At 66.8% G+C, this 24004-nt stretch carries 24 protein-coding genes and 1 pseudogene; 12 read left to right on the plus strand and 13 right to left on the minus strand.

Translation table 11 applies throughout. From position 1 onward, the window contains the following. Positions 1-23: 23 nt before the first annotated feature. Positions 24-674, minus strand: coding sequence for a GTP cyclohydrolase II (gene ribA, locus MBR110_RS20140; protein WP_011882540.1), 651 nt, complete (start codon positions 672-674; stop codon positions 24-26). Between the two features lie 176 nt (positions 675-850). On the opposite strand from ribA, the gene MBR110_RS20145 reads away from it, so the two are divergent. After that, the gene (locus tag MBR110_RS20145; protein WP_011882541.1) at positions 851-1312 is read left to right on the plus strand and encodes a CBS domain-containing protein; all 462 of its coding nucleotides are present in this window, start codon (positions 851-853) and stop codon (positions 1310-1312) included. A gap of 151 nt (positions 1313-1463) precedes the next feature. Here the strand turns inward: MBR110_RS20145 and MBR110_RS20150 are convergent, their stop codons facing one another. Beyond that, a complete protein-coding gene (locus MBR110_RS20150; RefSeq protein ID WP_011882542.1) occupies positions 1464-1793 on the minus strand; it encodes a DUF4148 domain-containing protein in 330 nt (109 codons plus the stop codon). 510 nt (positions 1794-2303) lie between these two features. On the opposite strand from MBR110_RS20150, the gene MBR110_RS20155 reads away from it, so the two are divergent. Further along, positions 2304-2702 carry a GreA/GreB family elongation factor gene (locus MBR110_RS20155; RefSeq protein ID WP_011882544.1) on the plus strand — a complete coding sequence of 133 codons (399 nt, stop codon included), beginning with the start codon at positions 2304-2306 and terminating at the stop codon, positions 2700-2702. 198 nt (positions 2703-2900) lie between these two features. Here MBR110_RS20155 and MBR110_RS20160 read toward each other — a convergent pair whose 3' ends face one another. Continuing rightward, entirely contained in the window at positions 2901-3989 is a 1089-nt protein-coding gene (locus tag MBR110_RS20160; protein WP_011882545.1) for a porin, read from the minus strand. Between the two features lie 612 nt (positions 3990-4601). Here MBR110_RS20160 and MBR110_RS20165 point away from each other — a divergent pair. After that, positions 4602-4985 (plus strand): YXWGXW repeat-containing protein, encoded by a 384-nt coding sequence (locus MBR110_RS20165; RefSeq protein WP_014725317.1) that lies wholly within the window; start codon positions 4602-4604, stop codon positions 4983-4985. Between the two features lie 111 nt (positions 4986-5096). Here MBR110_RS20165 and MBR110_RS20170 read toward each other — a convergent pair. Together MBR110_RS20170 and ggt are read right to left on the minus strand one after the other, a co-directional pair. Beyond that, a pseudogene (locus tag MBR110_RS20170) lies at positions 5097-5309 on the minus strand (dicarboxylate/amino acid:cation symporter); the annotation flags it as partial. Further along, positions 5303-7054, minus strand: coding sequence for a gamma-glutamyltransferase (ggt, locus tag MBR110_RS20175; protein WP_059734316.1), 1752 nt, complete (start codon positions 7052-7054; stop codon positions 5303-5305). The pseudogene MBR110_RS20170 and the gene ggt, both read right to left, overlap by 7 nt. Here ggt and MBR110_RS20180 point away from each other — a divergent pair. Together MBR110_RS20180 and MBR110_RS20185 are read left to right on the plus strand one after the other, a co-directional pair. Beyond that, on the plus strand, positions 7053-7256 hold the full coding sequence (locus MBR110_RS20180) for a hypothetical protein (RefSeq protein WP_148278594.1): 204 nt from the start codon (positions 7053-7055) through the stop codon (positions 7254-7256). The two genes, ggt and MBR110_RS20180, sit on opposite strands and share 2 nt — an antisense overlap. A 157-nt stretch (positions 7257-7413) precedes the next feature. After that, on the plus strand, positions 7414-8292 hold the full coding sequence (locus tag MBR110_RS20185; protein WP_011882548.1) for a MurR/RpiR family transcriptional regulator: 879 nt from the start codon (positions 7414-7416) through the stop codon (positions 8290-8292). Positions 8293-8341: 49 nt separating this feature from the next. Here MBR110_RS20185 and MBR110_RS20190 read toward each other — a convergent pair whose 3' ends face one another. Both MBR110_RS20190 and MBR110_RS20195 read right to left on the minus strand, forming a co-directional pair. Continuing rightward, on the minus strand, positions 8342-9688 hold the full coding sequence (locus MBR110_RS20190) for an ABC transporter ATP-binding protein (RefSeq protein ID WP_014725322.1): 1347 nt from the start codon (positions 9686-9688) through the stop codon (positions 8342-8344). 11 nt (positions 9689-9699) lie between these two features. Beyond that, positions 9700-11454 (minus strand): ABC transporter permease, encoded by a 1755-nt coding sequence (locus MBR110_RS20195; protein ID WP_181709284.1) that lies wholly within the window; start codon positions 11452-11454, stop codon positions 9700-9702. Positions 11455-12087: 633 nt separating this feature from the next. On the opposite strand from MBR110_RS20195, the gene MBR110_RS20200 reads away from it, so the two are divergent. Further along, entirely contained in the window at positions 12088-13227 is a 1140-nt protein-coding gene (locus MBR110_RS20200) for a patatin-like phospholipase family protein (RefSeq protein ID WP_011882551.1), read from the plus strand. Between the two features lie 58 nt (positions 13228-13285). On the opposite strand, the gene MBR110_RS20205 is transcribed toward MBR110_RS20200, so the two are convergent. Next, positions 13286-13990: an SDR family oxidoreductase gene (locus tag MBR110_RS20205; protein WP_014725324.1), complete on the minus strand. Its 705-nt coding sequence runs from the start codon at positions 13988-13990 to the stop codon at positions 13286-13288. 119 nt (positions 13991-14109) lie between these two features. Here MBR110_RS20205 and gcvA point away from each other — a divergent pair, with 119 nt between their 5' ends. The 3 genes from gcvA to MBR110_RS20220 all read left to right on the plus strand — a co-directional run bounded on the left by gcvA (position 14110) and on the right by MBR110_RS20220 (position 16585). Continuing rightward, entirely contained in the window at positions 14110-15009 is a 900-nt protein-coding gene (gcvA, locus tag MBR110_RS20210) for a transcriptional regulator GcvA (RefSeq protein WP_059669275.1), read from the plus strand. A gap of 136 nt (positions 15010-15145) precedes the next feature. Then, entirely contained in the window at positions 15146-15454 is a 309-nt protein-coding gene (locus MBR110_RS20215) for an ArsR/SmtB family transcription factor (RefSeq protein WP_034194241.1), read from the plus strand. Positions 15455-15523: 69 nt separating this feature from the next. After that, positions 15524-16585, plus strand: a complete 1062-nt coding sequence (locus tag MBR110_RS20220) for an alkene reductase (protein ID WP_011882555.1) — start codon at positions 15524-15526, stop codon at positions 16583-16585. Between the two features lie 12 nt (positions 16586-16597). On the opposite strand, the gene MBR110_RS20225 is transcribed toward MBR110_RS20220, so the two are convergent. Beyond that, positions 16598-17125, minus strand: a complete 528-nt coding sequence (locus tag MBR110_RS20225; protein ID WP_011882556.1) for a GNAT family N-acetyltransferase — start codon at positions 17123-17125, stop codon at positions 16598-16600. Between the two features lie 86 nt (positions 17126-17211). Here MBR110_RS20225 and MBR110_RS20230 point away from each other — a divergent pair, with 86 nt between their 5' ends. Continuing rightward, positions 17212-17823, plus strand: a complete 612-nt coding sequence (locus MBR110_RS20230; RefSeq protein ID WP_011882557.1) for a LysE family translocator — start codon at positions 17212-17214, stop codon at positions 17821-17823. A 111-nt stretch (positions 17824-17934) separates the two neighbouring features. Next, positions 17935-18891: an alpha/beta hydrolase family protein gene (locus MBR110_RS20235; RefSeq protein ID WP_181709285.1), complete on the plus strand. Its 957-nt coding sequence runs from the start codon at positions 17935-17937 to the stop codon at positions 18889-18891. Here MBR110_RS20235 and MBR110_RS20240 read toward each other — a convergent pair. Continuing rightward, positions 18888-19802 (minus strand): phosphatidylinositol-specific phospholipase C, encoded by a 915-nt coding sequence (locus MBR110_RS20240; protein ID WP_155626096.1) that lies wholly within the window; start codon positions 19800-19802, stop codon positions 18888-18890. The two genes, MBR110_RS20235 and MBR110_RS20240, sit on opposite strands and share 4 nt — an antisense overlap. Positions 19803-19808: 6 nt before the next feature. Here MBR110_RS20240 and MBR110_RS20245 point away from each other — a divergent pair, with 6 nt between their 5' ends. After that, on the plus strand, positions 19809-20831 hold the full coding sequence (locus MBR110_RS20245) for a LacI family DNA-binding transcriptional regulator (RefSeq protein WP_014725361.1): 1023 nt from the start codon (positions 19809-19811) through the stop codon (positions 20829-20831). A gap of 9 nt (positions 20832-20840) precedes the next feature. Here MBR110_RS20245 and MBR110_RS20250 read toward each other — a convergent pair whose 3' ends face one another. Genes MBR110_RS20250 through MBR110_RS20260 form a run of 3 tightly spaced genes read right to left on the minus strand, consistent with a single transcriptional unit; the run spans position 20841 to position 23841 of the window. After that, a complete protein-coding gene (locus tag MBR110_RS20250) occupies positions 20841-21728 on the minus strand; it encodes a carbohydrate ABC transporter permease (protein ID WP_181709286.1) in 888 nt (295 codons plus the stop codon). Then, positions 21698-22606, minus strand: a complete 909-nt coding sequence (locus MBR110_RS20255) for a carbohydrate ABC transporter permease (protein ID WP_220138106.1) — start codon at positions 22604-22606, stop codon at positions 21698-21700. Before MBR110_RS20255 ends, MBR110_RS20250 begins: the two co-directional genes overlap by 31 nt. Beyond that, on the minus strand, positions 22603-23841 hold the full coding sequence (locus MBR110_RS20260) for an ABC transporter substrate-binding protein (protein WP_011882563.1): 1239 nt from the start codon (positions 23839-23841) through the stop codon (positions 22603-22605). Before MBR110_RS20260 ends, MBR110_RS20255 begins: the two co-directional genes overlap by 4 nt. Between the last annotated feature and the right edge of the window lie 163 nt (positions 23842-24004).

Consider the following 24004-nt stretch of genomic DNA (forward strand, 5'->3'; position numbering starts at 1 on the left):
CTCCTCGGAGCCAGTCGATCGTGTTACTCGTTCTCTTCGAAGTAATGCCCGAACTTGACCTGCTTGGTCCGGATATACCGTTCGTTTTCCTCGCGCATCGGCACCGCGAGCGCCACGCGTTCGCAGACAGGAATCCCGTGCTTCACGAGCGTATCGAACTTCTTCGGGTTGTTGCTCATCAACCGCACCGACGTCACGCCCAGGATACGCAGGATCGCCGCGGCCGAATCGTATTCCCGTGCATCGTCGGGCAGGCCGAGGTCGAGATTCGCCTCGACGGTATCGCGCCCCTGCTCCTGCAGCGCATAAGCGCGGATCTTGTTGCTCAGGCCGATACCGCGCCCTTCGTGACCCCGCAGATACAGCAGCACGCCACGATCCTCCGCGGCGATGTAGCGCAGCGCGAGATCGAGCTGCTCGCCGCAATCGCAGCGATACGAGCCAAACACGTCGCCGGTCAGACACTCGGAATGCAGACGCGTCAGTACCGACTGCGCGCCGCCGACGTCACCCATCACGAGCGCGAGATGTTCGGCATCGCTGCCCGATACGCGGAATGCATACGACGTGAACGTACCGTAGCGCGTGGGCAGCGTCGCGGTGGCGACGAGCGTGACGCACTCGTCGGCCTGGCCATTGCCCGGCACGGGCGATTGGGGACGCGAAGACATCATGAATTCAGTGGAAACGATCAGGAATGTAGGAGTTGTGTGGATAGTGCGTGACCGGAGTTTACCGCTAATCTGGAAACGTCACGCGACTGCCGCAGCGGGCGCCGCTATACTGAGCCCGTCGGGTGTCGCGCATCACGCCCTGCCTTCCCTGCATCGTCACGCACACGGAGAAGCATATGAGCACGACTGTCGCGCAGATTCTCAAAGCCAAGCCGGATTCCGGCCGCACCATCTACACCGTCACCAAAGCCGATTTCGTCTACGACGCCGTCAAGCTGATGGCCGAAAAAGGAATCGGTGCGCTGCTGGTGATGGAGGGCGACGAAATCGCGGGAATCGTCACCGAGCGCGACTACGCGCGCAAGGTCGTATTGCAGGACCGGTCGTCGAAGGCCACCCGCGTCGACGAAATCATGACGTCCAAGGTGCGCTACGTCGAACCATCGCAATCCAGCGACGAGTGTATGGCGCTGATGACCGAACACCGTATGCGCCACCTGCCGGTACTCGACGGCGGCAAGCTCATCGGGCTGATCTCGATCGGCGACCTCGTCAAGAGTGTGATCGCCGATCAGCAGTTCACGATCAGCCAGCTCGAACACTATATCCACGGCACACCGGTGATCACGTCCGCCTGACCAACCTCAGCAAAAAAGGCCCAAACGCACGAGCGTCTGGGCTGGAAAGCCGCCGGAATGCGGCGACGGAGGTTCTGCTCTGCTGACAAGGACGCGCGCCTCGCGCGCGCCTCGTCGGTCACATGCTGTGCTCGGGCAGACCCGGAATCGTTCAGTTGCCGAAGTAGACGGAGTTCACCGGATTCGGCGCTTCATGCGTGCTACGACGGCCCGACTGGCCGGCGCCGGTCGCGACGGCGCCGTAGCCGCTGGTATCGGCCTGCGCGAGCACCGGCTGGTTCGGCTGGATCCGTTGCTCGGCCGCCTCGATGTTCTGCGGGTATTGCGCGTCGCTCGCGAGCGGCTTGTAGCCGTTCTGCTCGAGCTGCACGAGCTCGGCGCGAACCTGTGCGCGGGTCAAGCCTTGCTCGGACTGTGCAAACGAGGCAATCGGCGCGGCAAGAACGGATGCAGCGATCGCTGCGTAGATGATCGACTTCATGATGGACCTCCGAAATGTGTTCTGTTTTGACGTCGCTTTCGGTGGGACTTGTCCGAAGCGATGGATCAAGTGTAGGCCGCGCCGAACCAAGGGGAAACCCTTGGTTTGAACATACAGCGTTGCGTTTCTGGAAAAAATCGGCGGTCGACGCGCATCGAGATCCCGGCCACTTCGATCATTTCGGAAACAATAGCTGTCGAATTGCCGACAGCAGAACCATCAGTTCAAAGGTTGTGTTGTAGAATCGTAAGGTTTTTCGTCCGTCTATTTCCCGCCATCATGTACGCGCCCGCGCTGCTGTTCGTTTCGCCATCCGGCCCGGCCGGCGTGCGTGCGCGCGCCGGCCATCCGACACGACCCAGCGTTCGACGCACGGCCCAGACGCCGCTCGCCCTCGCCCGGCGTCTGATCTGACAGCTCGGCCTCCTTCCGGAGCCAGTTCAGACAGGCTCCGGGCGATCCTCATAGGCACGCCACGCCTGCCCCATGCCGATCATTTGGAGATCCACCATGAAACCTCGCCTTTATCAGTTGACCGAACTCGACGTGGCTCGTCTCGAAAAGCACGCCGAGCACAACCCGCGCTTCCAGACGATGCTCGACACGCTGCTTGAGCGTGCCGACATCGTGCAGCCAAACGCCGTCAAAGCGAACGTCGTCACGATGAATTCACAGATCACGCTGCTGGATGAAACGTCGCAGGAGCAAACCACCTGGACAATCGTTTATCCGGATGCCGCCAATCTCGAACTCGGGCGCCTGAACGTGTTCTCGCCGGTCGGCATGGCGCTGCTCGGTACGCAACGTGGCCAGTCGGTGAAAGTGATGCAGCCGAGCGGTATTGAAAAATTGATGAAGGTCGCCGCGATCGTGTTCCAGCCGGAAGCCAACGGCGAATACACGCGCTGACGATGCGCTGAGGCCCGTGCCGACCGCCGGCACATCCTGACGCACCAACGCAAAAAGCGAGGCTCGCCGCCTCGCTTTTTTGCTCCGACGCTTCGCAATGTCGTGATCGCTTCCGGTACACCCATCTCGTACGCGAAAAAAAAGGCGCCCGAAGGCGCCTTTTTCGATGCTGCGAAGCTGGTTACCCAGCCGTCACGCTTAGAAGCGGTGACGCAGACCAACCGTTGCTGCGGTTTGGTTCATCGACGAGCTCGACGGCGTGGTCAGGTCGCCGTTGTAGATCGATGCGTTCAGACCGCTGCCACGCTGATACACAGCCTGTGCGTAGACATCCGTGCGCTTCGACAGCGAGTAGTCTGCTTGCACGCCAACTTGGTGGAAGTGGGCGCTGTTCAGGCCATCAACCGTGTTCGACAGGCGAACGTTCGTGTACGTGTAAGCAACACCCAGACCCAGAGCCGGCGTCAGGTTGTACTTTGCGTTGACTTCGTAGTTGTCTGCGCGGACCGACTGGCCAGCAACTGCGGTGTTGTCCACACGCGATTGCGTCCAAGCTGCGCCGACTTGTGCCGGGCCGAATGCGTAGCCAGCAGCTGCACCGTACGTGCGGACACGGCCTTGCGAAGCGATGTTCGTCGCGCCGTTGCCGTTGGTACCGTCACCCAGGTTTGCTTGCGAGTACGCGCCACCCAGCTTCAGGCCTTGGAACTGGTACGACAGGCCGCCGCTGTAAGCACGGTTGTTGCCGAAGTTTTGGTTGTTCGAGAACGAGTACGTGCCGCCGAATTGCAGGCCAGCGTAGTTAGCGCTCGTGAACTTCACCGAGTTGTTCAGTGCGACGTCGCCGTTCGTGCTCAGGCGGTCAACGTTACCCGGGTGCGCGAAGTACGTACCACCCCAGGTGCCCGTTGCGGTCAGCGGTGCCAGGTAGTCCTGGACGGAGTCGTACTGACGGCCCAGCGTGACGGTGCCGTATTGGCTCGACAGACCGACGAACGCTTGACGGTTGAACATGCCGCCGTTGTTCGACAGCTTGCCGTTACCGATGCCGAAGCCGCTTTCCAACGTGAAGATTGCCTTCAGGCCGCCACCGAGGTCTTCCGAACCACGCAGGCCGAAGCGGCTTTGGTCAACGCCCGAGCCCATCGACCACAGCGACTTGCTTGCAACGTTGCTTTGGTAGGTGATGCCAGCGTCCAGCACGCCGTACAGCGTGACGCTGCTTTGCGCGTGAGCAACGGTAGCGAACGATGCTGCAGCTGCTGCAACGATCAGAGTCTTGTTCATTCGTGGAGCTCCCTTCTAAAAAGAGGCAGGTCTCGCGACCTTGTTCATAAACGGTCTGCAACCGCCCGGAAACGCCATCGGTCCTGCTGGCTGCGCCCGGAGAGTTGCCCGTTTGGGAACCGTGAGTTTAGGGGTGTACCCTAGGGCAGCGATCCGCAAATAAAGAAATAACCTTTTCCTGAACTAGAAATAATCAAATCAGGGGCACTTCATAAGTATTTGTTTTAAAGGATTTTTTTGACCTCTTGACGACTTCTTTTTGAAGCCTTTCATCCCATCATTCTTTCGTGTCATCGTCTTGACGGTTGCATAGAAACAACAAACGGAATCCGTGGATACACCTAAAAACGGTAATTTTTACCCATTCGGATCTCAAATATTGGGGTTGCGGGGGCTAAACACCCAACCATCGAACGGTAAACACTCCGAGACGGCCTCGAGCGAGGCAATCAGCATGGCGAAGTCCTCAAACGAAACCCGCATCGGCCATGGGCCGCGGTCCGCAGGAGGCGGTGACATGCGGTAACAGCCTTAACGGCCACCGTAACCCGAGGACGGAAGCTGCGCGCTAAGGTAAGGCCCACTTCTGTTGCATATAAAGAGGACCCGCAAATGAATCGACGCTCGTGGCTGCGCACCATCGGACTGACCGCGGCCGTGGCCGGCATCGGCGGCTGGCTGCCTGGCGCATCGGCGCAACCCGCGCCGCCCGGCTATCGCCCTCCGCCCCGGCCCGGCCCCGATCACGGGCCCGGCGGCCGGCCTTACGCCGATCGCCCGCGCTTCGCGCCGCCGGCGCCGCGACGCGATCGCCGGCCGCCGCCGCCTCAGCCGCATGGCTACGTCTGGACCGACGGGTATTGGCGCTGGCAGCGCGGCCAATACATCTGGGTGTCGGGACGCTGGGTCGCGCGCCGCCCGGGACATCGCTGGGTGCCTGGCTATTGGAGACGCCAGGGGCCGGGCTGGGTCTACGTCGAAGGTGGCTGGCGATAGGCGTCGGCGCGGTCGGCGGACGCAACGCCGAAAGCGATACCGCGCGGTGCTGCTCGCGGCACCCGGCGACCAGCGACCAGCGACCGCCCACCGCCAACGCAAACCTCCCGCTCAAACCGACGCCGCGCGCCCGCCTCCATAGCCGACGTCGCCGTTGCGCCGTTCGAGTTCCGCGTCGAAATGCGCGGCATGCACAAGCGCCTCGGACTCCGTCATCGGTTCCCCTTCCCCCTTCGCGACCACCTCACTCGCGATCCAGCTTCCGACCGCGGTGGTAACCGAGCGCCCCATGTCGAGAAACGTGTCGACACCGAGGATCAATACCCGATCGCGGCTCCGGCCGGACGGCGCGGATCGTTGACACCATAGAGATAGCCGACGCGCACGTTGCCCGACACCGACGCGTCGTTGCCCGAGCTCTGGCGGCTCGCCACCTCGGTGCCCGGCAGGCCGACCAGGATCAGCTCGGCGGCGCCCCACGGCGTCTGCTCGACCATCTTGTAGCCCATCTTGCGCAGGATCGACAGCGTGTCGGGCGACAGGCCGCGGGTTTCGTAATAGACCTCGTCGGGCAGCCACTGATGGTGAATGCGCGGCGCGCCGACCGCATCCTGCGGCGTCATCCCGTAGTCGATCACGTTGAGCACGGTCTGCAGCGTGATCGTGATGATCCGGGAGCCGCCCGGCGAGCCGACCACCATGAACACCTTGCCGTCCTTCTTCACGATCGTCGGCGCCATCGACGACAGCGGACGCTTGCCCGGCGCGATCGAGTTGCGCGTGCCCTGCACGAGCCCGAACAGGTTCTGCGCGCCGACCTTGACGGTGAAGTCGTCCATCTCGTCGTTCAGGAAGAAGCCGGTGCCCGGCGCGATCACGACCGCGCCGAAGCGGCCGTTGACGGTGTACGTCGTAGACACCGCGTTGCCGTCGCGATCGACGATCGAATAGTGGGTCGTCTCCGGCTTCTCGTGCACGCCGATACCGGGCTGCACGGCCACCGACGCCGTCGCCGCGTCGTCGCTGATCTGCTTGCGGATCTCGGCCGCATACTGCTTGCTGGTCAGCTTCGCGACGGGATTGTCGATGAAGTTCGGGTCGCCCAGCAGCGTGTTGCGATCCTCGTATGCGTGGCGCATCGCCTCGGTCATGTAATGGACGACGGCCGCCGACTGGTAGCCCATCTTGCGCAGGTCGTAGCCTTCGAGCACGTTCAGCGTCTCGCACATCGTCACGCCGCCCGAACTCGGCGGCGGCGCCGACACGAACTCGTAGCCGCGATACGTGCAGGTCAGCGGCGCGATGTCCTGCGCGCGATACGACGCGAAGTCGGCCGCCGTGATCACGCCGCCGCCGCGCGTCGACGCGGCTTCGACGAGCTTCGGAATCTCGCCGTGATAGAACGCGTCCGGGCCCTGCTCCGCGATGCGCTCGAGCGTGCGCGCGAGGTCCTTCTGCACCAGGCGGTCGCCCGGTTGCAGCGGCGTGCCGTCCGCGCGCAGGAAGATGCGCGCGGCCTCCGGGTCCTTCCTGAAGCGCTCGATCGTCGTGTCGAGGATGTCGGTATCGCCGCGCGTCAGCACGAAGCCGTCGCGCGCGAGCCGGATCGCCGGCTCCATCACCTGCCTGCGCGTGAACTTGCCGTACTTGCGCTGCGCGAGGTCGAGGCCGGCGACCGTGCCCGGCACGCCGACCGCCCGATAGCCGTACAGGCTCTGGTTCGGAATCACGTTGCCGTTCGCGTCGAGGTACATGTTCGCCGACGCCGCGGCCGGCGCCGTCTCGCGGAAATTGATGAAGCGGTCGCGGCCGTCGACCAGATGCACGGTCATGAAACCGCCGCCGCCGATGTTGCCGCAGCACGGATTGGTCACCGCCTGCGCGTAGCCGACCGCCACGGCCGCGTCCACCGCGTTGCCGCCGGCCTTCAGGATGTCGACGCCGATCTGCGACGCGAAATGCTGCGACGACACGACCATGCCGTGGGTGGCTTCCACCGCGGGCTCCGAAGCCGCGAACGCGCATGCGCCGACGGCCGACAACAAGGTGAGTACGACGAGCCGTCTCATGACGGAATCCTCCAGACGATTGACCGGCGATGCCGGGATGCGCGATGCGCCGGGCGGCCGGCCGATCCGGCTCCGGTCGAATGTAATGAACGATACATTTCAGCAAGGCTGGGATCATAGCATCGGCATTTTTCCGTCAAAAACTAGGGGATTTACCGTGCTTTCTGCGCGAAACCCGCGCGCGAGATCGGAGAATGTTTGATTCGTTACACGATCGGCGGAGCGGCGCGTCGTCTGGATGCTTGCGTCGGAACGGTCGGGCCGCCCGCCTCGCGCGGCGTCCATCGGCTACCATGCACGCTCGCCGGCAGACGCAGTTCTGCCGTTCGTCGTTCAGCCACGAGCCAGCCGGGGGGCCCATGGGGACAAGCATCAGGGCGTTGCTGCTATCGCAGATGGACAGCTTCACGCCGTCGGAACAGAAGGTGGCGCATGCGCTGCTGGATCGCTACCCGAGCCTCGGGCTCGGGCCGATCGCGAGCTTCGCGAAGCAAGCCGAAGTGAGCGACCCGACCGTGTTTCGCTTCGTCGTCAGGATCGGCTTTCCGAATTACTCGTCGTTTCAGCAAGCGCTGCACGACGAGATCGACGCGGCGATGAACTCGCCGCTCGCGCGCATGGACGCGTTTCATTCGAAAACCGGCATGCGCGACAGTCATGCGGCCATCTTCGAGCGGCTGTCGCAATCGCTCGCGACGACGATCGACGGGCTCGACGCGGCCGCGTTCGACGCCGCGGTGGCGCTGCTCGCGGCGCCGGAGGTGCGCGTGTTCTGCGGCGGCGGGCGTTATACGGCACCGCTCGCCTCGCTGTTCTCGTTCACGCTCGCGTATGCGCGGCCGCACGTTCACTACGTCGAGCCGAACGTGAACGTCGCGTCGGTGTCGCTGGCCGACATGGAGCCCGGCGACGTGCTCGTGATCTTCGACTTTCGCCGTTATCAGAAGGACAGCGTCCGGTTCGCGCAGGCTGCGCACGCGCTCGGCGTGCGCGTGCTGCTGATCACCGACGAATGGCGCTCGCCGATCAGCGCGTTCGCCGAAATCGTGCTGCGCATCCTCGGGCGGCCGTTCGCGATGTTGCAGACCAACGTGCCCGCGCTCGCGCTCGCCGAGGCGCTCGTGATCGGCGTCACGAACCGGCTGCCGGAGCTCGCGCGGCAGCGCATGGAGAAGATCGAGCGGCTCGGTACGGGCGGCGGCGCGCAGGATGCCGACCGGTGGGACCTGCCGGAGTGAGCGGCGCGGCGGGCCGCATCGGTCGCCGCGCATCAGCGGCGATGAAGCGTCAGCTCTCGACGTCCTCGAGGCTGAACACCTCCGTCTTGTCGTTGTACGAAAACACTTCCCCGTAACGCCCCCAGTCGATCACCGCGTCGAGCGTTTCCTCGGCCGTGTCGTCCGGCAGAAAATCCTCCAGCTCCTGCTCGAAGCGCACGCGCGGCGCGCGATGGCCCGGCCGTTCGTTCAGCACCTTCTTGATCCGCGCGGCGAGCGGCACGTGCTTGAGCAGATGATCGGCGAACATCAGCTTGCGTTCCTGCGTGCCGAACTCGGCGAACACGCGGCCCGGCGGCGTCAGGAACACGTCGCCTTCGCGCACGTCGGCAAAGCCCAGGTACTGCAGCACTTCGGCGATCGGGAACAGATCGTCGATCTCCAGATGCAGCGTGCGCGCGATTTCGGGCATGTCGGCGCGGCCGTGGTACGGCGCCATCGCGAGCGTTTCGATCAGACCGGCCATCAGGTTGGTCGACACCTGCGGCAACCAGCTGCCGAGTTCGAGCCCCTTCTTGGTCGCCTCGCCGGTCTGGCGCGCGGTCATCTTCGCGTAGATATCGTCGACCAGCTTGCGAAACTCAGGATCGAGCCGGTTGCGCGGATGCTTGAACGGCACCTTGATCTCGGCGATCACGCGTCCCGGATTCGACGACAGCACCAGAATCCGGTCGCACATGAACACCGCTTCCTCGATGTTGTGCGTGACGATCAGCACCGACTTGATCGGCATGCGGCCTTGCGTCCACAGGTCGAGCAGGTCGGTACGCAGCGTCTCGGCCGTCAGCACGTCGAGCGCGGAGAACGGCTCGTCCATCAGCAGGATGGTCGGATCGACGACGAGCGCGCGCGCGAAGCCGACGCGCTGACGCATGCCGCCCGACAGCTCGCGCGGGTACGCGTTTTCGAAGCCGTCCAGGCCGATCAGGTCGATCGCGGCCAGCGCGCGCTCGCGGCGCTCGCGCGCGCCCACGCCGAGCGCCTCGAGGCCGGCTTCGACGTTCTGCAGCACGGTCAGCCACGGGAACAGCGCGAAGGTCTGGAACACCATCGCGACGCCCTCGGCCGGGCCGGTCAGCGGCTTGCCGAGATAGGTCACTTCGCCGCCGGTCGGCTCGATCAGCCCGGCGATGATCCGCAGCAACGTGGACTTGCCCGAGCCGGAACGGCCGAGCAGCCCGACGATTTCGCCTTCGCGCAGCGACAGGTTCGCGTCGTCGAGCACGAGCAATTCGCCCTGCGTCTTGTTGAAGCCGCGGCTCACGTGGTCGACGCGCAGGATTTCGGCGCCGGGCCGCGGCGGCTGAAGCGGCTGGGACGTCTGGACGGGGGCGTTGATTACGGTGGGGTTTTGCATCGCGCTTACTCTCAATCGAGACGGAGCCGGGATTCCGCATAGGCGTACATCGGACGCCACAGCAGACGGTTGAACAGCGTAACGAACAGCGACATCACGGCGATCCCCAGGATGATCTTCGGGAAATCGCCGGCCGCGGTGGTCTGCGCGATATAGGAGCCGAGGCCGTGCGCGACGACCTTCGTGTCGCCCCACTGCACGAATTCGGACACGATGCTCGCGTTCCACGCGCCGCCCGACGCCGTGATCGCGCCCGTCACGTAGTACGGAAAGATGCCGGGCAGCATCGCCTGACGCCACCACTGCCAGCCGCGGATGCGGAAGTTCTTCGTCGCTTCCTTGTAGTCGTTCGGATAGGACATCGCGCCCGCGATCACGTTGAACAGGATGTACCACTGCGTGCCGAGCACGATCAGCGGCGACAGCCAGATGTCCGCGTTCAGGTGGAAGTGGACGATCACGATCACGAACACCGGGAACAGCAGGTTGGCCGGGAACGCAGCGAGGAACTGCGCGAGCGGCTGGATCTTCTCGGCGAGCTTCGGGCGCAGCCCGATCAGCACGCCGAGCGGCACCCACACCACCGATGCGATCGCGATCAACACCAGCACGCGCAGCAGCGTGATGAGCCCGAGCACGAGCACGTGGCCGACCTCGGCCAGCGTGACGCCGGTCGCCACGAAGCCGACGACGCGCCACGCGACATACAGCGTCAACGCGATCACGACGGCGGCCCACACGAGGTCGCCGACGCGCGACGAACGGCGCGCCGACTTGCCGCGCGACCGCGCGAGCGTCACTGACGGCGCGCGCAGCGGAATGCGCGCCGCCTGCGACAGCAGCCAGCCGGCCGGCACCAGCAGCTGATGGATCAGGTGCGTGCGGCGCATCATGTCGAGCAGCCAGGATTGCGGCGCGTCGCCCGACGCGGTGTTCTCCATCCGGAACTTGTCGGCCCACGCGACGAGCGGCCGGAACAGCAACTGGTCGTATGCGAGGATCACGACCGACATCGCGACGATCACCCAGCCGACCGCAGCGAGATTCTTGTCGGCGATCGCCTGCGCGAGATACGCGCCGATGCCCGGCAGCGTGATCGTGCGGTTGCCGACGGTGATCGCCTCCGACGCGACGACGAAGAACCAGCCGCCCGACATCGACATCATCATGTTCCAGATCAGGCCCGGCATCGAGAACGGCGCTTCGAGCTTCCAGAAGCGCTGCCACGGCGTGAGGTGGAAGCCGCGCGACACCTCGCTCAGATCGCGCGGCACCGTGCGCAGCGACTGGTAGAAGCTGAACGTCATGTTCCACGCCTGGCTCGTGAAGATCGCGAAGATCGCGGCGAGCTCCGCGCCGAGCACGCGGCCCGGAAACAGCGCGAGAAAGAACGTGACCGTAAACGAGATATAGCCGAGCACCGGCACCGACTGCAGGATGTCGAGGATCGGAATCAGCACCATGCCCGCACGGCGGCTCTTCGCGGCGAGCGTGCCGTAGCCGAGCGTGAACACGAGCGACGCGACCATCGAGGCGAGCATCCGCAGCGTGGTGCGCAACGCGTATTCGGGCAGGTTCGACGGATCGAGCGAGATCTTCTGCGTCTGCAGCGTCGCGATCGGCGCCATCGTTTCGTGGAAGCCGACGATCGCCATCGCGAGGATGCCGATGATCAGCGGAAACGCGACCGCGTCCCAGCGGTTGGGCAGCACGCGCCACGCGGACGCATTGGCGGTGCGATTCGGATCGAAGAAGCGGATATCCATCGGTAGCGTGTGGGTGAAATTGAAAATCGATGGGAGCGGCCGCGCGCGCAGCCGATGGCCGCGTCAGCGTGCGTGGCCCCAGGCAGGCCGTCGGCAGACGCCAACGGCGGACGCGCGGCAGCGAGCCGCGGCGCGGGGTTCCGTTGCCGCGAGGTTCGGCATCATGGGCTCCGGAGTGACGATTCGGTGTCGCAGGCTATCGGGCCGGCATGACGCAAATGTGACGTGTCACTTACAGGACATTGACATGCAACACATTGCCGGTCGCGGAACCGGTCGCAAACGTTGGCGCAGCGCGACAGCTTTCGCTTCGCATTGAACGTCGCAGACAGAAGCCACGTGGCGCTCGCCAGTGCGCGCACGATCCGCCCGTCGAAGTGGCCGGCCGGCATGCATTCGGCGTATCGCGATCGCAGGTCCGCTTCGATGCCGATGACGGCAGCAGGAAGCACTTCGATGCGAAGCCGCCTCGCGCCATCGGCGAAACGCGCATCCGCCACTCAAATGCGCTCGCCCCCTTCGTACGCCGCGGCATCGGGCAACGCACCGCGCAGCGCAGGCGCCGCCGGCCATCGCCTACACTGCTTCCATCCGGCCGGCGCCCGCCGGCCGTCACCGACCGCGAGGCGAACGATGACGGTGAGTCAACCCGCACACCCGAAACTGCCCGGCCAGGTCGTGCTCGTGCTGCAAGGCGGCGGCGCACTGGGTGCGTACCAGCTCGGCGTGTTCGAAGCGATGAACGCGTCGGGCATCCAGCCCGACTGGGTCATCGGCACGTCGATCGGCGCGATCAACGCGGCGCTGATCGCCGGCAACGCGCCGGCGCAGCGCGCGCAGCGGATCGCACAGTTCTGGCGTCACGTGACCGAACGCCCCGCGGTGAACGTGCCGGGCCTGCCGACGACCTGGAACAAGATCGGCGCCGAGTTCGCGGTGATCGGCGCGGGGCTGCCCGGATTTTTTCGGCCGAACCCTGCCGCGTGGCTCGGGCCGCTCGCGCACGTCGGCGTCGAGCACGCGTCGTACTACGTGGCCGAGCCGCTGCGCGACACGCTCGCTTCGCTGATCGACGTCGAGCTGCTGAATGCGGGCCGGCCGCGCGTCACCGTCGGCGCGGTCAACGCGTGCACCGGCGCGATGCGCTATTTCGATTCCCGCGAGCGCCGGCTCGGCCTCGACCACGTGATGAGCTCCGGCGCGCTGCCGCCCGCGTTCCCGGCCGTGCGCGTCGACGGCGCGCCGTACTGGGACGGCGGCATCTATTCGAATACGCCGGTCGAGGTCGTGCTGGACGATGCGCCGCGCCGCAGCTCGATCATCTTCTCGGTGCAGATGTGGAATCCGGTCGGCCCCGAGCCGCAGAGCATCTGGCAGGTGTCGGAACGGCAGAAGGACATCCAGTATGCGAGCCGCACCGACGGCAACATCGCGCGGCAGCAGCAGATTCACCGGCTGCGTCACGTGATCAACGAACTGGTGATGCGCGTACCGGAGCCGGAGCGCGCGTCGGCGGACGTGCAGGCGCTCGCCGCATGGGGCTGTCAGACTACGATGCGCGTCATCAAGCTCGCGGCGCCGCGACTCGACGGCGACGATCAGTGGAAGGACATCGATTTCACGCCGGACGGGATTGCCGCGCGCCGCCAGGCCGGTTTCGACGCGACGATGCAGGCGATCGCCGCGCGGCCGTGGGAACGGCCGATGGATCCGACCGAGGGCTTGAGCGTGTGGAGCCCGGAAGAAAACCGGATCGGCGAACGGCACAACTGACGCGCGCCGCGCGGCGGCGTCGCGTGGTGCCGCCCGCGGCGCGCGCTCGCGCGGCCGCTCAGAGCGCGCGCACGATGCCGCCGTCGACGCGCAGGTTCTGCCCGGTGATGTAGCCGGCGCCTTCGGACAACAGGAACGTCACCGTCTGCGCGATCTCGTCGGTCCTGCCGAACCGGCCGACCGGGATGCGCGCGACGATCTCGGGCGTCTCCGGCCAGCTGTCGATGAAGCCGGGCAGCACCGAATTGACGCGAATGTTGTCCTTCGCGTAACGCTCCGCGTACAGCCGCGTGAACGCACTGAGCGCCGCCCGCAGCGCCGACGACACGGGCATCGGCTGCTCGGGCGCATCGGCCGCGAAGCTCGAGATGTTGACCACGGCGCCGCCGCCCTGCTGCAGGAACACCGGCGTGACGCGACGCAGCACGCGTACGACGTTGAGCACGATCAGGTCGAGCCCTTCGTGCCATTTGGCGTCGTCGATCGCGAGCAGATCGCCCTTCGGCGGATGCCCGGTGTTGTTGACGACCGCGTCGATGCGGCCGTATTTCGCGAGCGTGCCGCTCACGAAGCGCTCGATGTCCGCGTCGTCGGTGACGGAGCCCGCGATGCCGAAACCGCCGAGTTCCGTCGCAAGCTCGACCGCGCTGCCGGACGGCGACATCAGCGCGACGCGATAGCCGTGGTTCGCGAGGTCGCGCGCGATCGCCGCACCCATGCCCTTGCCCGCCGCCGTGATCAACGCCACTTTTTCTACAGTCATGCCGTTCTCCAGAATGGTCGGCGCAACGCTACCGACGTGTGCAAAAGCGCCACTCTAGGCCTCTATAATCGGCCTGTCGAACGATCATTTCTGCATTTACCCTGTAGGTTTTCTACTGCATGAAGGCGCTGTCCAATGCCCGTCGGTTTCCGCCGCTGAATGCGCTGCGCGCGTTCGAGGCCGCCGCGCGCCACCTGAATTTTCGCCTCGCCGCCGATGAACTCGGCGTCACCCAGGGCGCCGTCGCGCAGCAGGTCCGGCATCTGGAGGACGCGGTGCAAGTACAGTTGTTCCGGCGCTTGCCGCGAGGGCTCGCGCTGACGCGCGACGGGCTCGAGTATTTCTCGTCGGTCCAGCGCGCGCTGCAGCTGATCGCCGACGCGACGCAAGCGCTCGGCCAGCGGCCGGCGGCGCTCACGGTCAGCACGACGCCGTCGTTCGCGTCGAAATGGCTGATTCCGCGGCTGGCCGACTTCGGCCGGCAGCATCCCGACATTGAAGTGCGCGTCGTCGCGGACGAGCGGCTCGCATCGTTCCGGGCCGATGGCGTCGATATCGCGATTCGGCTCGGCAAGCCGCCGTTTCCCGCCGGGCTGACCGCGCAGTTACTGTCGCCGCTCGACGTGTTCGCCGTCGCCAGCCCCAAATTGCTCGACGGCGCGCCGCCGATCCGCTCGATCGACGATCTGTCGACGCACGTGCTGTTGCACGACGCGCACGATCTGTGGCCCGAATTCGTCGACAAGCTCGGCGGACGAGGCCGCGTGGACGCGACCAAGGGCCCGCGCTTCAGTCAGTCGCTGCTCGCGATCGACGCCGCGATCGCCGGCCAGGGCATCGCCTTGACGAGCGAGCCGCTCGTCGAGCGCGATATCGCCGAAGGCCGGCTGCGGCGCGTATTCGATTTTTCGTTTCCGATGTCGCTCGGCTTCTACGTCGTCTTTCCAAATGCGAATGTGCAGTCCGATACGCTCGAAGCGATGCGCCGATGGCTGTTTGCGCAGTATGCGGCTGCGTGAGCGATGCGGGACGCGCCGTCGATCAACCCCACTCCCACCAGTGCCATCGTGCATATCGTCTTTTTCCGATATATGATTCGGTCAACGGCGATACTCGTTGTGCTCCAGTTTTCCCGCCCGAACATCTGACCTTGCCATGCCGACCGAACTCGACGTCGATGCGATCCTGAAAGCGCTCTCGAATCCCGTGCGCCGGGAGATTCTCGTCTGGCTGAAAACGCCCGACGTGCATTTCCCCGCGCAGACGCTGCCGTACGACCACGGCGTCTGCGCCGGGCAGATCGACGCGCGTTGCGGGCTGTCGCAATCGACCGTCTCCGCGCACCTCGCGACGCTGCAGCGCGCGGGGCTCGTGACGTCGACACGGATCGGCCAGTGGGCGTTCTTCCGGCGCAACGAGGCCGTCATCGAGGCGTTTCTCGACGCCGTGCGCCGCGAACTCTGACCCTGCGGACCGGCCGCCGCACGCGAAGCGAAGCGACGGCCTCCCGCCTATCGTGAAAAGGTTATCTCCATGCCTACCCTGTTCGACCCCGTTACCCTCGGCGAGCTGACGCTGCCGAACCGCATCGTCATGGCGCCGCTCACGCGCGCCCGCGCCGGCACGACCCGCGTGCCGAACGAGCTGATGGCGCGCTACTACGCCGAACGCGCGTCGGCCGGCCTGATCATCAGCGAGGCGACGTCGGTCACGCCGCAAGGCGTCGGCTACGCGGATACGCCGGGCATCTGGTCCGACGAACAGGTCGAAGGCTGGAAGCGCGTGACGCAGGCCGTGCACGCGGCCGGCGGCCGCATCGTGCTGCAGCTGTGGCACGTCGGCCGGATCTCCGACCCGATGTTCCTGGACGGCGACCTGCCGGTCGCGCCGAGCGCGATCGCGGCAGGCGGCCATGTGAGCCTGGTGCGGCCGGAGCGCCCGTTCGTGACGCCGCGCGCGCTCGAGCTCGACGAAATTCCGGGCATCGTCGCCGCCTACCGCAAGGGCGCCGAAAACGCGAAAAAGGCCGGTTTCGACGGCGTCGAGATTCACGGCGCGAACGGCTACCTGCTCGACCAGTTCCTACAGGACAGCACCAACCGTCGCACCGATGCGTACGGCGGCCCGATCGAGAACCGCGCGCGCCTGCTGCTCGAAGTGGTCGACGCGGCGATCGACGTGTGGGGCGCGGGCCGCGTCGGCGTCCATCTCGCGCCGCGCGGCGACGCACACACGATGGGCGACTCGGATCCGGCCGCAACGTTCGGCTACGTCGCGCGCGAACTCGGCCGCCGCAAGATCGCGTTCATCTTCACGCGCGAGTCGTATACGGGCGACCAGTTGAGCCCGCGCCTGAAGGAAGCGTTCGGCGGCCCGCTGATCGCGAACGAGCAATTCACGCCCGACTCGGCGCGGCAAGCGCTCGCCGACGGCAGCGCCGACGCGATCGCGTGGGGCAAGCTGTTCATCGCGAACCCGGACCTGCCGCGCCGTCTCGAACTCGGCGCACCGCTGAACAAGCCGGTGCCGGAGACGTTCTACGCGCAAGGCGAGACGGGCTACACCGACTATCCGGCGCTAGACGACGCAGCCTGACGGCGCAGACGTTCACGCGCGCACGTCGGCGCGCATGAACACGCGGCGCGTCTCGTCGAGCCCGCGCTCGACGTGATGCGCGCGAATCGCGCGCAGCGCGGCGTCGAGCGCTGCGTCGTCGATCACACGAAAGCCGACGCGCGCGTAGTACGGCGCATTCCACGGCACGTCGCGAAACGTCGACAGCACGACCTCAGCAAAGCCGTCGCGCGCGGCGCGCATCATGATCCGCTCAATCAGGCGCGCGCCGATGCGCTGCCCCGCATGCGACGGCGCGACATCGAGTTCTTCCAGGTAGAGCCGCCGCGCGTCGAGCAGCCGGTAGAACGCGAAGCCGACGCACGCGCCCGTTTCGTCCGTCGCGACATACGCGTGGCCCGCGTCGATGCGCTCGAGCACGGCGGCCGCATCGGTCGGCTCGCCTTCGGCAATGTCCGGCATGCCGATGAAATGAAAGCGCCGGGCAGCGGCCACTTCGACGGCGGCCATCGCGGCCGCGTCTGCGCGCGTGGCGCGGCGAATCCGGATCGATACTGTCATCACGGCAACCTAGGCAGACGGAAACGGCCGTCACTATAATCGAAACTTCATACCTTTCGAACGCCCCCTTCCGCCAGAGGTTCGCCATGACGTTGTCCGCGCTCGCCGTGTTCGCCTTCGCCCTTCTCGCCCTAGCCGGCACGCCCGGCCCGAGCGTCGCCGCGCTCGTCGCGCGCGTGCTGACGAACGGCGTGCGCGACGTGCTGCCGTTCCTCGCGGCGATGTGGATCGGTGAAGCGCTGTGGCTCACGCTGGCCGTCGCCGGGCTGTCCGCGTTCACGCGCACGTTCGAAAGCGGCCTGCTCGTGCTGAAGCTCGTCGGCGTCGCGTATCTGCTGCTGCTCGCGTGGAAGATGTGGCGGGCGCCGACCGACACGAAAGCCGCCGACCTGCCGCGCGGCCAGTCGCCGTGGCGCATGTTCGCGGCCGGCACGCTGGTCACGCTCGGCAACCCGAAGATCATGCTGTTCTATCTGGCGTTGCTGCCGACGATCGTCGATCTGACGCAGGTCGGCGTGCTCGCGTGGGGCGAGCTGGTCGGCACGATGCTCGTGATCCTGATCCTGACCGACTGCTTCTGGTCGCTGCTCGCGCTGCGGGCGCGCGCGTTCCTCACCTCCGCACGCGCGAAGCGGATCGCGAACCGCACGAGTGCGACCGCGATGGCCGGCGCGGCGGTCGCGATCGCGGTGCGGTGACTCGCCCTCGCCGGGCATGACGAACGGCGACAGGCTCCAATCGGAAGGTCCGTACGATCGGACACGCAGGCCAGCACGTCGCATGCACTCGCCTCACCGGAGGAGTCCATCATGAAGCACTGGCTGTCCGCTTCGCTGCTGTGCCTGTGCGCGACGCTCGCGCAGGCGGCCGGCGTCAAGTTCGCCACGATTCCTGCCGATGCATCCGGCCCCGAACTGCACGCGATCATATGGACGCCCTGCGCCGATGCCGCGCAGACGCTGACGGTCGGCCCGTACCTGCTGCAAGGCCGGCGCGACTGCGCGACGGTCGGCGACGCGCTGCCGCTCGTCGTGATCTCGCACGGCCACGGCGGCACGTATCTCGGCCATCACGATCTGGCGGAAACGCTCGCCGACGCGGGCTACGTCGTCGCGGCGATCAATCATCCGGGCGACACGTTCGCCGACATGAGCCGCGCCGCCGACGCGCAGGAATTCTTCGAACGGCCGATCGACATCAAGCGGCTGGTCGACTACATGCTCGGCCCCTCGGCCGACGCCGCACGCATCGACCCGGCGCGGATCGGCTTCTTCGGTTTTTCGCGCGGTGGCTACACGGGCCTCGTGCTGGCGGGCGGCAACCCCGATTTCGTGCATGCGCCGGTCGCATGCACGAACCCCGCGTGGCGCATCTGCAAGCAGATTCACGACGAAAGCATCACGCGCCAGCCGTTGACGCACGACGCGCGCATCAAGGCTTACGTGATCGCCGATCCACTCGACGAATTTCCGAGCGCCACCACGCTGGCCGACGTGCACGCGCCGATCCAGCTATGGACCTCCGAATTCGGCGGCGACGGCGTCGAGCCGCACACCGGCCCCGCGCTGGCCAAGTTGCTGCCCGCGCGCCCCGAGCTGCACGTGGTGCCCAATGCGGGGCACTTCGCGTTTCTCGCGCCGTGTCCGCCCTCACTCGCGCAGCACGCGCCGGCCGTCTGCACCGACGCGAAGGGTTTCGATCGCGTGGCGTTCCATGCGACGCTCGACGCGAGCGCGCTCGCGTTCTTCAACGCACACATGCGCTAACAGCCGCTCGGCGCGCACGGCCGCGCAACCACGAAACCGTTGCACGCGACCAGCGCGCGCACGAGCGCCCAGTCGTCGTCATCGCAGAAGTCGAGCAGCATCGCGCCGCACGGGCCGGGCCGTTCGCGCAGGTGTTGGGCGAGCCGCGCATGGATGCCCTGCACGCGGCCGTCGCCGCGCGCGACGATCGACGGATTCGCGCCCATCCCCGTACCGCTGCAGAAGTTGATCGCCCAGCGGCCGCTTTGCGGCGACGGCATGCCGGTCAGCAGCGCTTCGATCACCCGCCACTTGTACTGGATCGAACCGACGACGGGCACCCGGTATTCGTCCTGGATCACGAACGACGCATCCGGATGATCGATCGTGAAGGTCGCGTTGTCGGGCCACGCGCTCAGGTCGATGCCGAGCGGCCGGCCGCTGCGAAACCGCCGCAACAGCACGATCGCGCCGCGCACGTCGCCGAGCGCGGGTAGCGCGCGGCCCGCATGCCAGCGCAGTGCCGGATGACGCGCGCGATGCGCGTCGAACGTGGCATCGAAGCCGCGCGTGCACGCGTGCGCGGGCCATTCGTCCTTCACCGACATCACGATGCATTCGCGCGGATGCGCGGCGAGAAACCGCGCGCAATCGGCGAGCACGTCGTCGAACGACATGCCGAGCGCGATCGCGCCGTGATGAATGTCGAACGTGTCGCAACGATGCCGGCAGCGGATGTCGAGCAGCCGCACGCCGTGCGCAAGCTGCGCAGCGATCGGCGCGCGCTGCGTGCGCACGAGCGGATCGTCGACCGTATACGCACAGGTGTCATGGCTGCCCGGTAAGGTCAGCGTATGCAGCGGCCGTGCGTCGTCGAGCGCCGACATCCAGTCGGTCAGCGGTGCGGGCGTTTCGTGTGTCGAGAGGAACATGTGTCGATGATCGGCAAGGAAAGGAAAACCTGGGTCACGGCGTCGGACGTCGCCGCGCGCGCCGGCGTGTCGCGCTCCGCGGTGTCGCGCGCGTTCTCGTCGACGGCGAGCATCGCGCCCGACACGCGCGAACGCGTGATGGCCGCCGCGCGTGCGCTCGGCTATCAGGTCAACCTGATCGCACGCGACATGATCACGCAGCGCAGCAGCATGATCGGCGTCGTGACCGCGGGTTTCGAGAACCCGTTGCGCGCGCGGCTGCTGTCGGACCTGATGGCCGTGCTCGGGCAGCGCGCATTCACGCCGCTCGTGACCAACGCCGACGACCCGCAGCAGCTCCGGCAAGCGCTCGAACGGCTGCTCAGCTACCGCGTCGCCGGTCTCGTGATGACGTCCGCGTCGCCGCCGCTGTCGGTCGCGCGGCAATACCTCGCGCACCGGATTCCGGTCGTGATGATCAACCGGGAAGCGAATCTGGCCGGCGCGGACGTCGTCGTCAGCGACAACGCGGCCGGTGCCGCCGAGGCCGCGCAGCGTCTCGTGCACGCCGGCGCACGCCGGCTCGCGTTCGTCGGCCCGCATACCGCGAGCTTCAGCGCGCGCTCGCGCGCCGACGCGTTCGCGCACGCGCTGCAACGCGGCAACATGTCCGGCGCGACGCTCGCGAGCGTGATCGATACGGCATCCGACACGCATGCGTGCGGCCTCGACGCCGCGCAGCAGCTGTTCGCGGCCGACCACCGCCCGGACGGCGTGTTCTGTTCGTCCGACCTGCTCGCGCTCGGCGTGATCGACGCCGCGCGCGCTGCGTTCGGCCTGCGCGTGCCCGACGACGTCCGCGTGATCGGCTTCGACGACATCCCCGCCGCCGCATACGACGCGTACCGGCTCACGACGCTGCGCCAGGATACGCAAGGTCTCGCGCACGCGGCCGTCGACCTGCTCGCCGACCGGATCAGCGCATTCGACGGCGCGTCGCGCACGCGCGTCGTGCCGGTCACGCACGTGGTGCGGCACAGTTGCGCGTGACGCGCGCCGTCACTTCAGCCCGCCCGCGAAGCCGCGCAGCAGGTAGCGCTGCACGTAGCCGGCCATGGCGAGCGTCGGCAGCGACGCGAGCAGCCCCGCGCTCATGAGGTCGCCCCAGTCGATGCCGTTCTCGGTCACGTAGCCGGCGATCGCGAGCGGCAGCGTGAAACGGCTCGGCGTCGACACGAACAGCAGCGCGATCAGGAATTCGTTCCATGCGGCGATGAACACGAAGATCGCGGTCGCGATCAGCCCCGGCGCGCACAGCGGCAGCACGATCTGCACGAGCCGGCGCGCGAGCCCCGCACCGTCGATGCACGCGGCCTCCTCGTATTCGAGCGGCACGTCGCGCACGAACGCAAGCAGCATCCAGATCGCCATCGGCAGCGCGTACAGCTGATACGCGAGCATCAGGCCGGGCGTCGAGTCGAGCAGATGCAGGCGCTTCGCGAGCGCGAACAGCGGCACCGCGATCGTGATCGGCGGCATCAGCTTCAACGCGAGCACGAGCATCAGGAACAGCACGTCGAGCCGCGCGGGAAATCGCAGCCGCACGAGCGCGTACGCGGCCGGAAACGCGAGCAGCAGCGCGAGCAGCGTCGTGCCGAAGCCGACCAGCAGCGAATTGGCGAGCGGCGTGCCGATGCCGTTCGACCATACCGACGCAAAATGCTCGAGCGTCGGCGCGGCCGGCCAGATCCGCAGCGGATGGTCGAGGCGTTCGAGCGTCGGCATGAACGCGGCGCCGGCCATCCACAGACACGGCAGCAACAGCAACGCGAGCGCGACGAGGCGCAGCACCCACGGCGCCGCGTGCGCGAGCGCGGCGCCCGCGCGCGCAGGCGCGTTGCCAACGCGTTGCGGCGTCACGCGCGCCGCTTGCGAACCGTTTGCCATACGTATCCCGAGACCAGCAGTGCGGACGCCGCGAGCATCAGCACCGACGCGGCGCTCGCCGTTCCGACGTCGAAAAAGCGGAAGCCCGTGTCGTAGATGTAGGTCGACAAGGTCTGCGTCGCGTTGCCGGGGCCGCCGCCCGTCAGCGCATAGACCTTGTCGAACAGCTTAAACGTGTCGATCGAGCGCAGCAGCAGCGCGAGGCCGATCTGCGGCGCCGCGAGCGGCAGCGTGATGTCGCGCAGGCACTGCCATTCGCTCGCGCCGTCGGCGCGCGCGGCTTCATAGAGCTCGTGGGGAATCGATTGCAGCCCGGCCAGCACGATCAGGAACGCCATCGGCGTCCATTGCCACACGTCGACCAGCGCGAGCGACCACAGCGCGAGATGCGGATCGGACAGCCAGCGCACGCCTTCGATGCCGAACACGGCGAGCAGCGCATTGAGGAAGCCGTCGAAGTTCAGCCAGTTGCGCCAGATCGCCGAGCACACGAGCGTCGACAGCATCATCGGCAGAATCGCGAGCGGCAGCGCGATGCGCCGCCCGGGGAAAGCGCGCACGAACAACAGCGCGAGGCCGAAGCCGAGCGCCACTTCGGCGAGCGACGCGACGATCGTGAACCGCAGCGTATTGCCGAAGCCGGCGGAGAAGGCGTCGTCGCCGAGCACCGCGCGATAGTTCGCGAGCCCCGCGAATGCGCGGCGGCCCGCCGTATAGTCGACGCGGCAGAACGAGTCGACCAGCACCTGCGCGACCGGGTACAGCGCGAGCGCGGCCAGCACCAGCAGCGCGGGGCCGAGCAGCGCGACGAACGGCAGACTGCGGACCAACGGCTTGACGCGCGCGACGCCGCCGCGCGCATGGACGCGCGCCGTCACTTGCCGGCCGCGGCCATCGCCTGCGCGATCTTCTGCTGTGCCTGGCGCAGCGCCGCGTCGGGCGCGGCCTGCCCGGTCAGCGCGAGCTGCAGTTGATCGCCGAGAATGCTCTCGACCTGTTGCCAGTCCTTCACGCGCGGCCGCGCGCGGCCCGCTTCGAGCGCCTTCAGTTGATCGGGATACCAGCGATACTGGCGCACCAGCGCCGGATCGGCGAACACGCTGCGGCGCGTCGGCGGAATGCCGAGCGCGGCGAGCCGCGTCTGCGTGTCGCGCGAGCTCAGGTACGCGAGGAAGTCCTGCGCGAGCTTCGCGTGCGGCGCATCCTTCGGAATGCCCATCTGCCAGATGCCGAGCATCGGCGCCGGGCCGGCCGTCTGGCCGGGCGGCGGCTGCAGCGCGATCTGCCCGGCCACGCGCGACTGCTTCGGATCGTCGAGCGCCGGAATCCACGCCGGCCACACCTCGATCGACTGCGCGGCGGCGCCGCGTTGCAGCGCGTCGCGCACTTCGGCGGCGCCGTACACGTCGACGTCCTTCGGCGCATACGCCTTCAACGCGACGAAGGTCTTCAGCGCGGCCTGCGCCTCGCGCGAATCGATCGTCACGTTGCCGGCGCGATCGAACACGTCGCCGCCGTACGCCCACAGGATCGGCAGAAAGCCGGTCACGATCGGATTGCCCTTGGTGCCGCGAAACACGACGCCCGACATGCTGCGGTCCGCCGCGCCGACGGTCTGTGCGATTTTCAGCACGTCGTCCCAGTTGCGCGGCGGCTGCAGGCGGTACTTCGCGAGCAGATCCTTGCGGTAAGCGAACATCTCGACGTTGCCGACGATCGGCAGCGCGTACAGCGCGCCTGACGCATTCCGGCCGAGCGCGACCGCGGACGGCACGAGGTCCGCGTCGGCGAGCGCCGCGGGCAGCGGCTTCAACCAGCCGTTGCCGATGAATTCGGGCGCCCACGTGTCGTCCATCATCACGAGGTCGTACGTGCCGGTGCCTTCGCGCATCGACAGCTTCAGCTTCTGGTACAGGTTCGCGTTCGGCAGCTTGAGCAGCTCGATGTCGGTGCCCGGATGCAGCTTGTTGAAACCGGCGACGGCGTCGGCGAGCCCCTTGCCGTAGATGTCGTCGCGGCCCGCGATGACGAGATCCGCCGCGAAGGCATGCGAAGCGGCAACGGACAGCGTAACGGCGGCGGACAGCGCGCGCAGACGGCTCAGCAAGGTCATGTGGTCTCTCTCGTTCGGCGTGGTGGCAGGTCGGCCTCGCGCTGCACACGTGTGCAGCGATGGCTATGCTTCCGTCGATCTGAAGCGACCGCCATTGTTCACGTCGATCGTTACGGATTGATGGCAGCTGGACGGCGCAGGACGAGAGACGGTGTGCCAGCGA

This window comes from Burkholderia sp. MBR-1 (assembly GCF_013822785.1).
Classification (GTDB): Bacteria; Pseudomonadota; Gammaproteobacteria; order Burkholderiales; family Burkholderiaceae; genus Burkholderia; species Burkholderia vietnamiensis.

Excerpts from the sequence above, each read along its gene's own strand:
- ribA (WP_011882540.1), bottom strand. The coding sequence starts at position 674 with ATGATGTCTTCGCGTCCCCAATCGCCCGTGCCGGGCAATGGCCAGGCC.
- MBR110_RS20145 (WP_011882541.1), top strand. The coding sequence starts at position 851 with ATGAGCACGACTGTCGCGCAGATTCTCAAAGCCAAGCCGGATTCCGGC.
- MBR110_RS20150 (WP_011882542.1), bottom strand. The coding sequence starts at position 1,793 with ATGAAGTCGATCATCTACGCAGCGATCGCTGCATCCGTTCTTGCCGCG.
- MBR110_RS20155 (WP_011882544.1), top strand. The coding sequence starts at position 2,304 with ATGAAACCTCGCCTTTATCAGTTGACCGAACTCGACGTGGCTCGTCTC.
- MBR110_RS20160 (WP_011882545.1), bottom strand. The coding sequence starts at position 3,989 with ATGAACAAGACTCTGATCGTTGCAGCAGCTGCAGCATCGTTCGCTACC.
- MBR110_RS20165 (WP_014725317.1), top strand. The coding sequence starts at position 4,602 with ATGAATCGACGCTCGTGGCTGCGCACCATCGGACTGACCGCGGCCGTG.
- MBR110_RS20180 (WP_148278594.1), top strand. The coding sequence starts at position 7,053 with ATGACGGAATCCTCCAGACGATTGACCGGCGATGCCGGGATGCGCGAT.
- ggt (WP_059734316.1), bottom strand. The coding sequence starts at position 7,054 with ATGAGACGGCTCGTCGTACTCACCTTGTTGTCGGCCGTCGGCGCATGC.
- MBR110_RS20185 (WP_011882548.1), top strand. The coding sequence starts at position 7,414 with ATGGGGACAAGCATCAGGGCGTTGCTGCTATCGCAGATGGACAGCTTC.
- MBR110_RS20190 (WP_014725322.1), bottom strand. The coding sequence starts at position 9,688 with ATGCAAAACCCCACCGTAATCAACGCCCCCGTCCAGACGTCCCAGCCG.
- MBR110_RS20195 (WP_181709284.1), bottom strand. The coding sequence starts at position 11,454 with ATGGATATCCGCTTCTTCGATCCGAATCGCACCGCCAATGCGTCCGCG.
- MBR110_RS20200 (WP_011882551.1), top strand. The coding sequence starts at position 12,088 with ATGACGGTGAGTCAACCCGCACACCCGAAACTGCCCGGCCAGGTCGTG.
- MBR110_RS20205 (WP_014725324.1), bottom strand. The coding sequence starts at position 13,990 with ATGACTGTAGAAAAAGTGGCGTTGATCACGGCGGCGGGCAAGGGCATG.
- gcvA (WP_059669275.1), top strand. The coding sequence starts at position 14,110 with ATGAAGGCGCTGTCCAATGCCCGTCGGTTTCCGCCGCTGAATGCGCTG.
- MBR110_RS20215 (WP_034194241.1), top strand. The coding sequence starts at position 15,146 with ATGCCGACCGAACTCGACGTCGATGCGATCCTGAAAGCGCTCTCGAAT.
- MBR110_RS20220 (WP_011882555.1), top strand. The coding sequence starts at position 15,524 with ATGCCTACCCTGTTCGACCCCGTTACCCTCGGCGAGCTGACGCTGCCG.
- MBR110_RS20225 (WP_011882556.1), bottom strand. The coding sequence starts at position 17,125 with ATGACAGTATCGATCCGGATTCGCCGCGCCACGCGCGCAGACGCGGCC.
- MBR110_RS20230 (WP_011882557.1), top strand. The coding sequence starts at position 17,212 with ATGACGTTGTCCGCGCTCGCCGTGTTCGCCTTCGCCCTTCTCGCCCTA.
- MBR110_RS20235 (WP_181709285.1), top strand. The coding sequence starts at position 17,935 with ATGAAGCACTGGCTGTCCGCTTCGCTGCTGTGCCTGTGCGCGACGCTC.
- MBR110_RS20240 (WP_155626096.1), bottom strand. The coding sequence starts at position 19,802 with ATGTTCCTCTCGACACACGAAACGCCCGCACCGCTGACCGACTGGATG.
- MBR110_RS20245 (WP_014725361.1), top strand. The coding sequence starts at position 19,809 with ATGATCGGCAAGGAAAGGAAAACCTGGGTCACGGCGTCGGACGTCGCC.
- MBR110_RS20250 (WP_181709286.1), bottom strand. The coding sequence starts at position 21,728 with ATGGCAAACGGTTCGCAAGCGGCGCGCGTGACGCCGCAACGCGTTGGC.
- MBR110_RS20260 (WP_011882563.1), bottom strand. The coding sequence starts at position 23,841 with ATGACCTTGCTGAGCCGTCTGCGCGCGCTGTCCGCCGCCGTTACGCTG.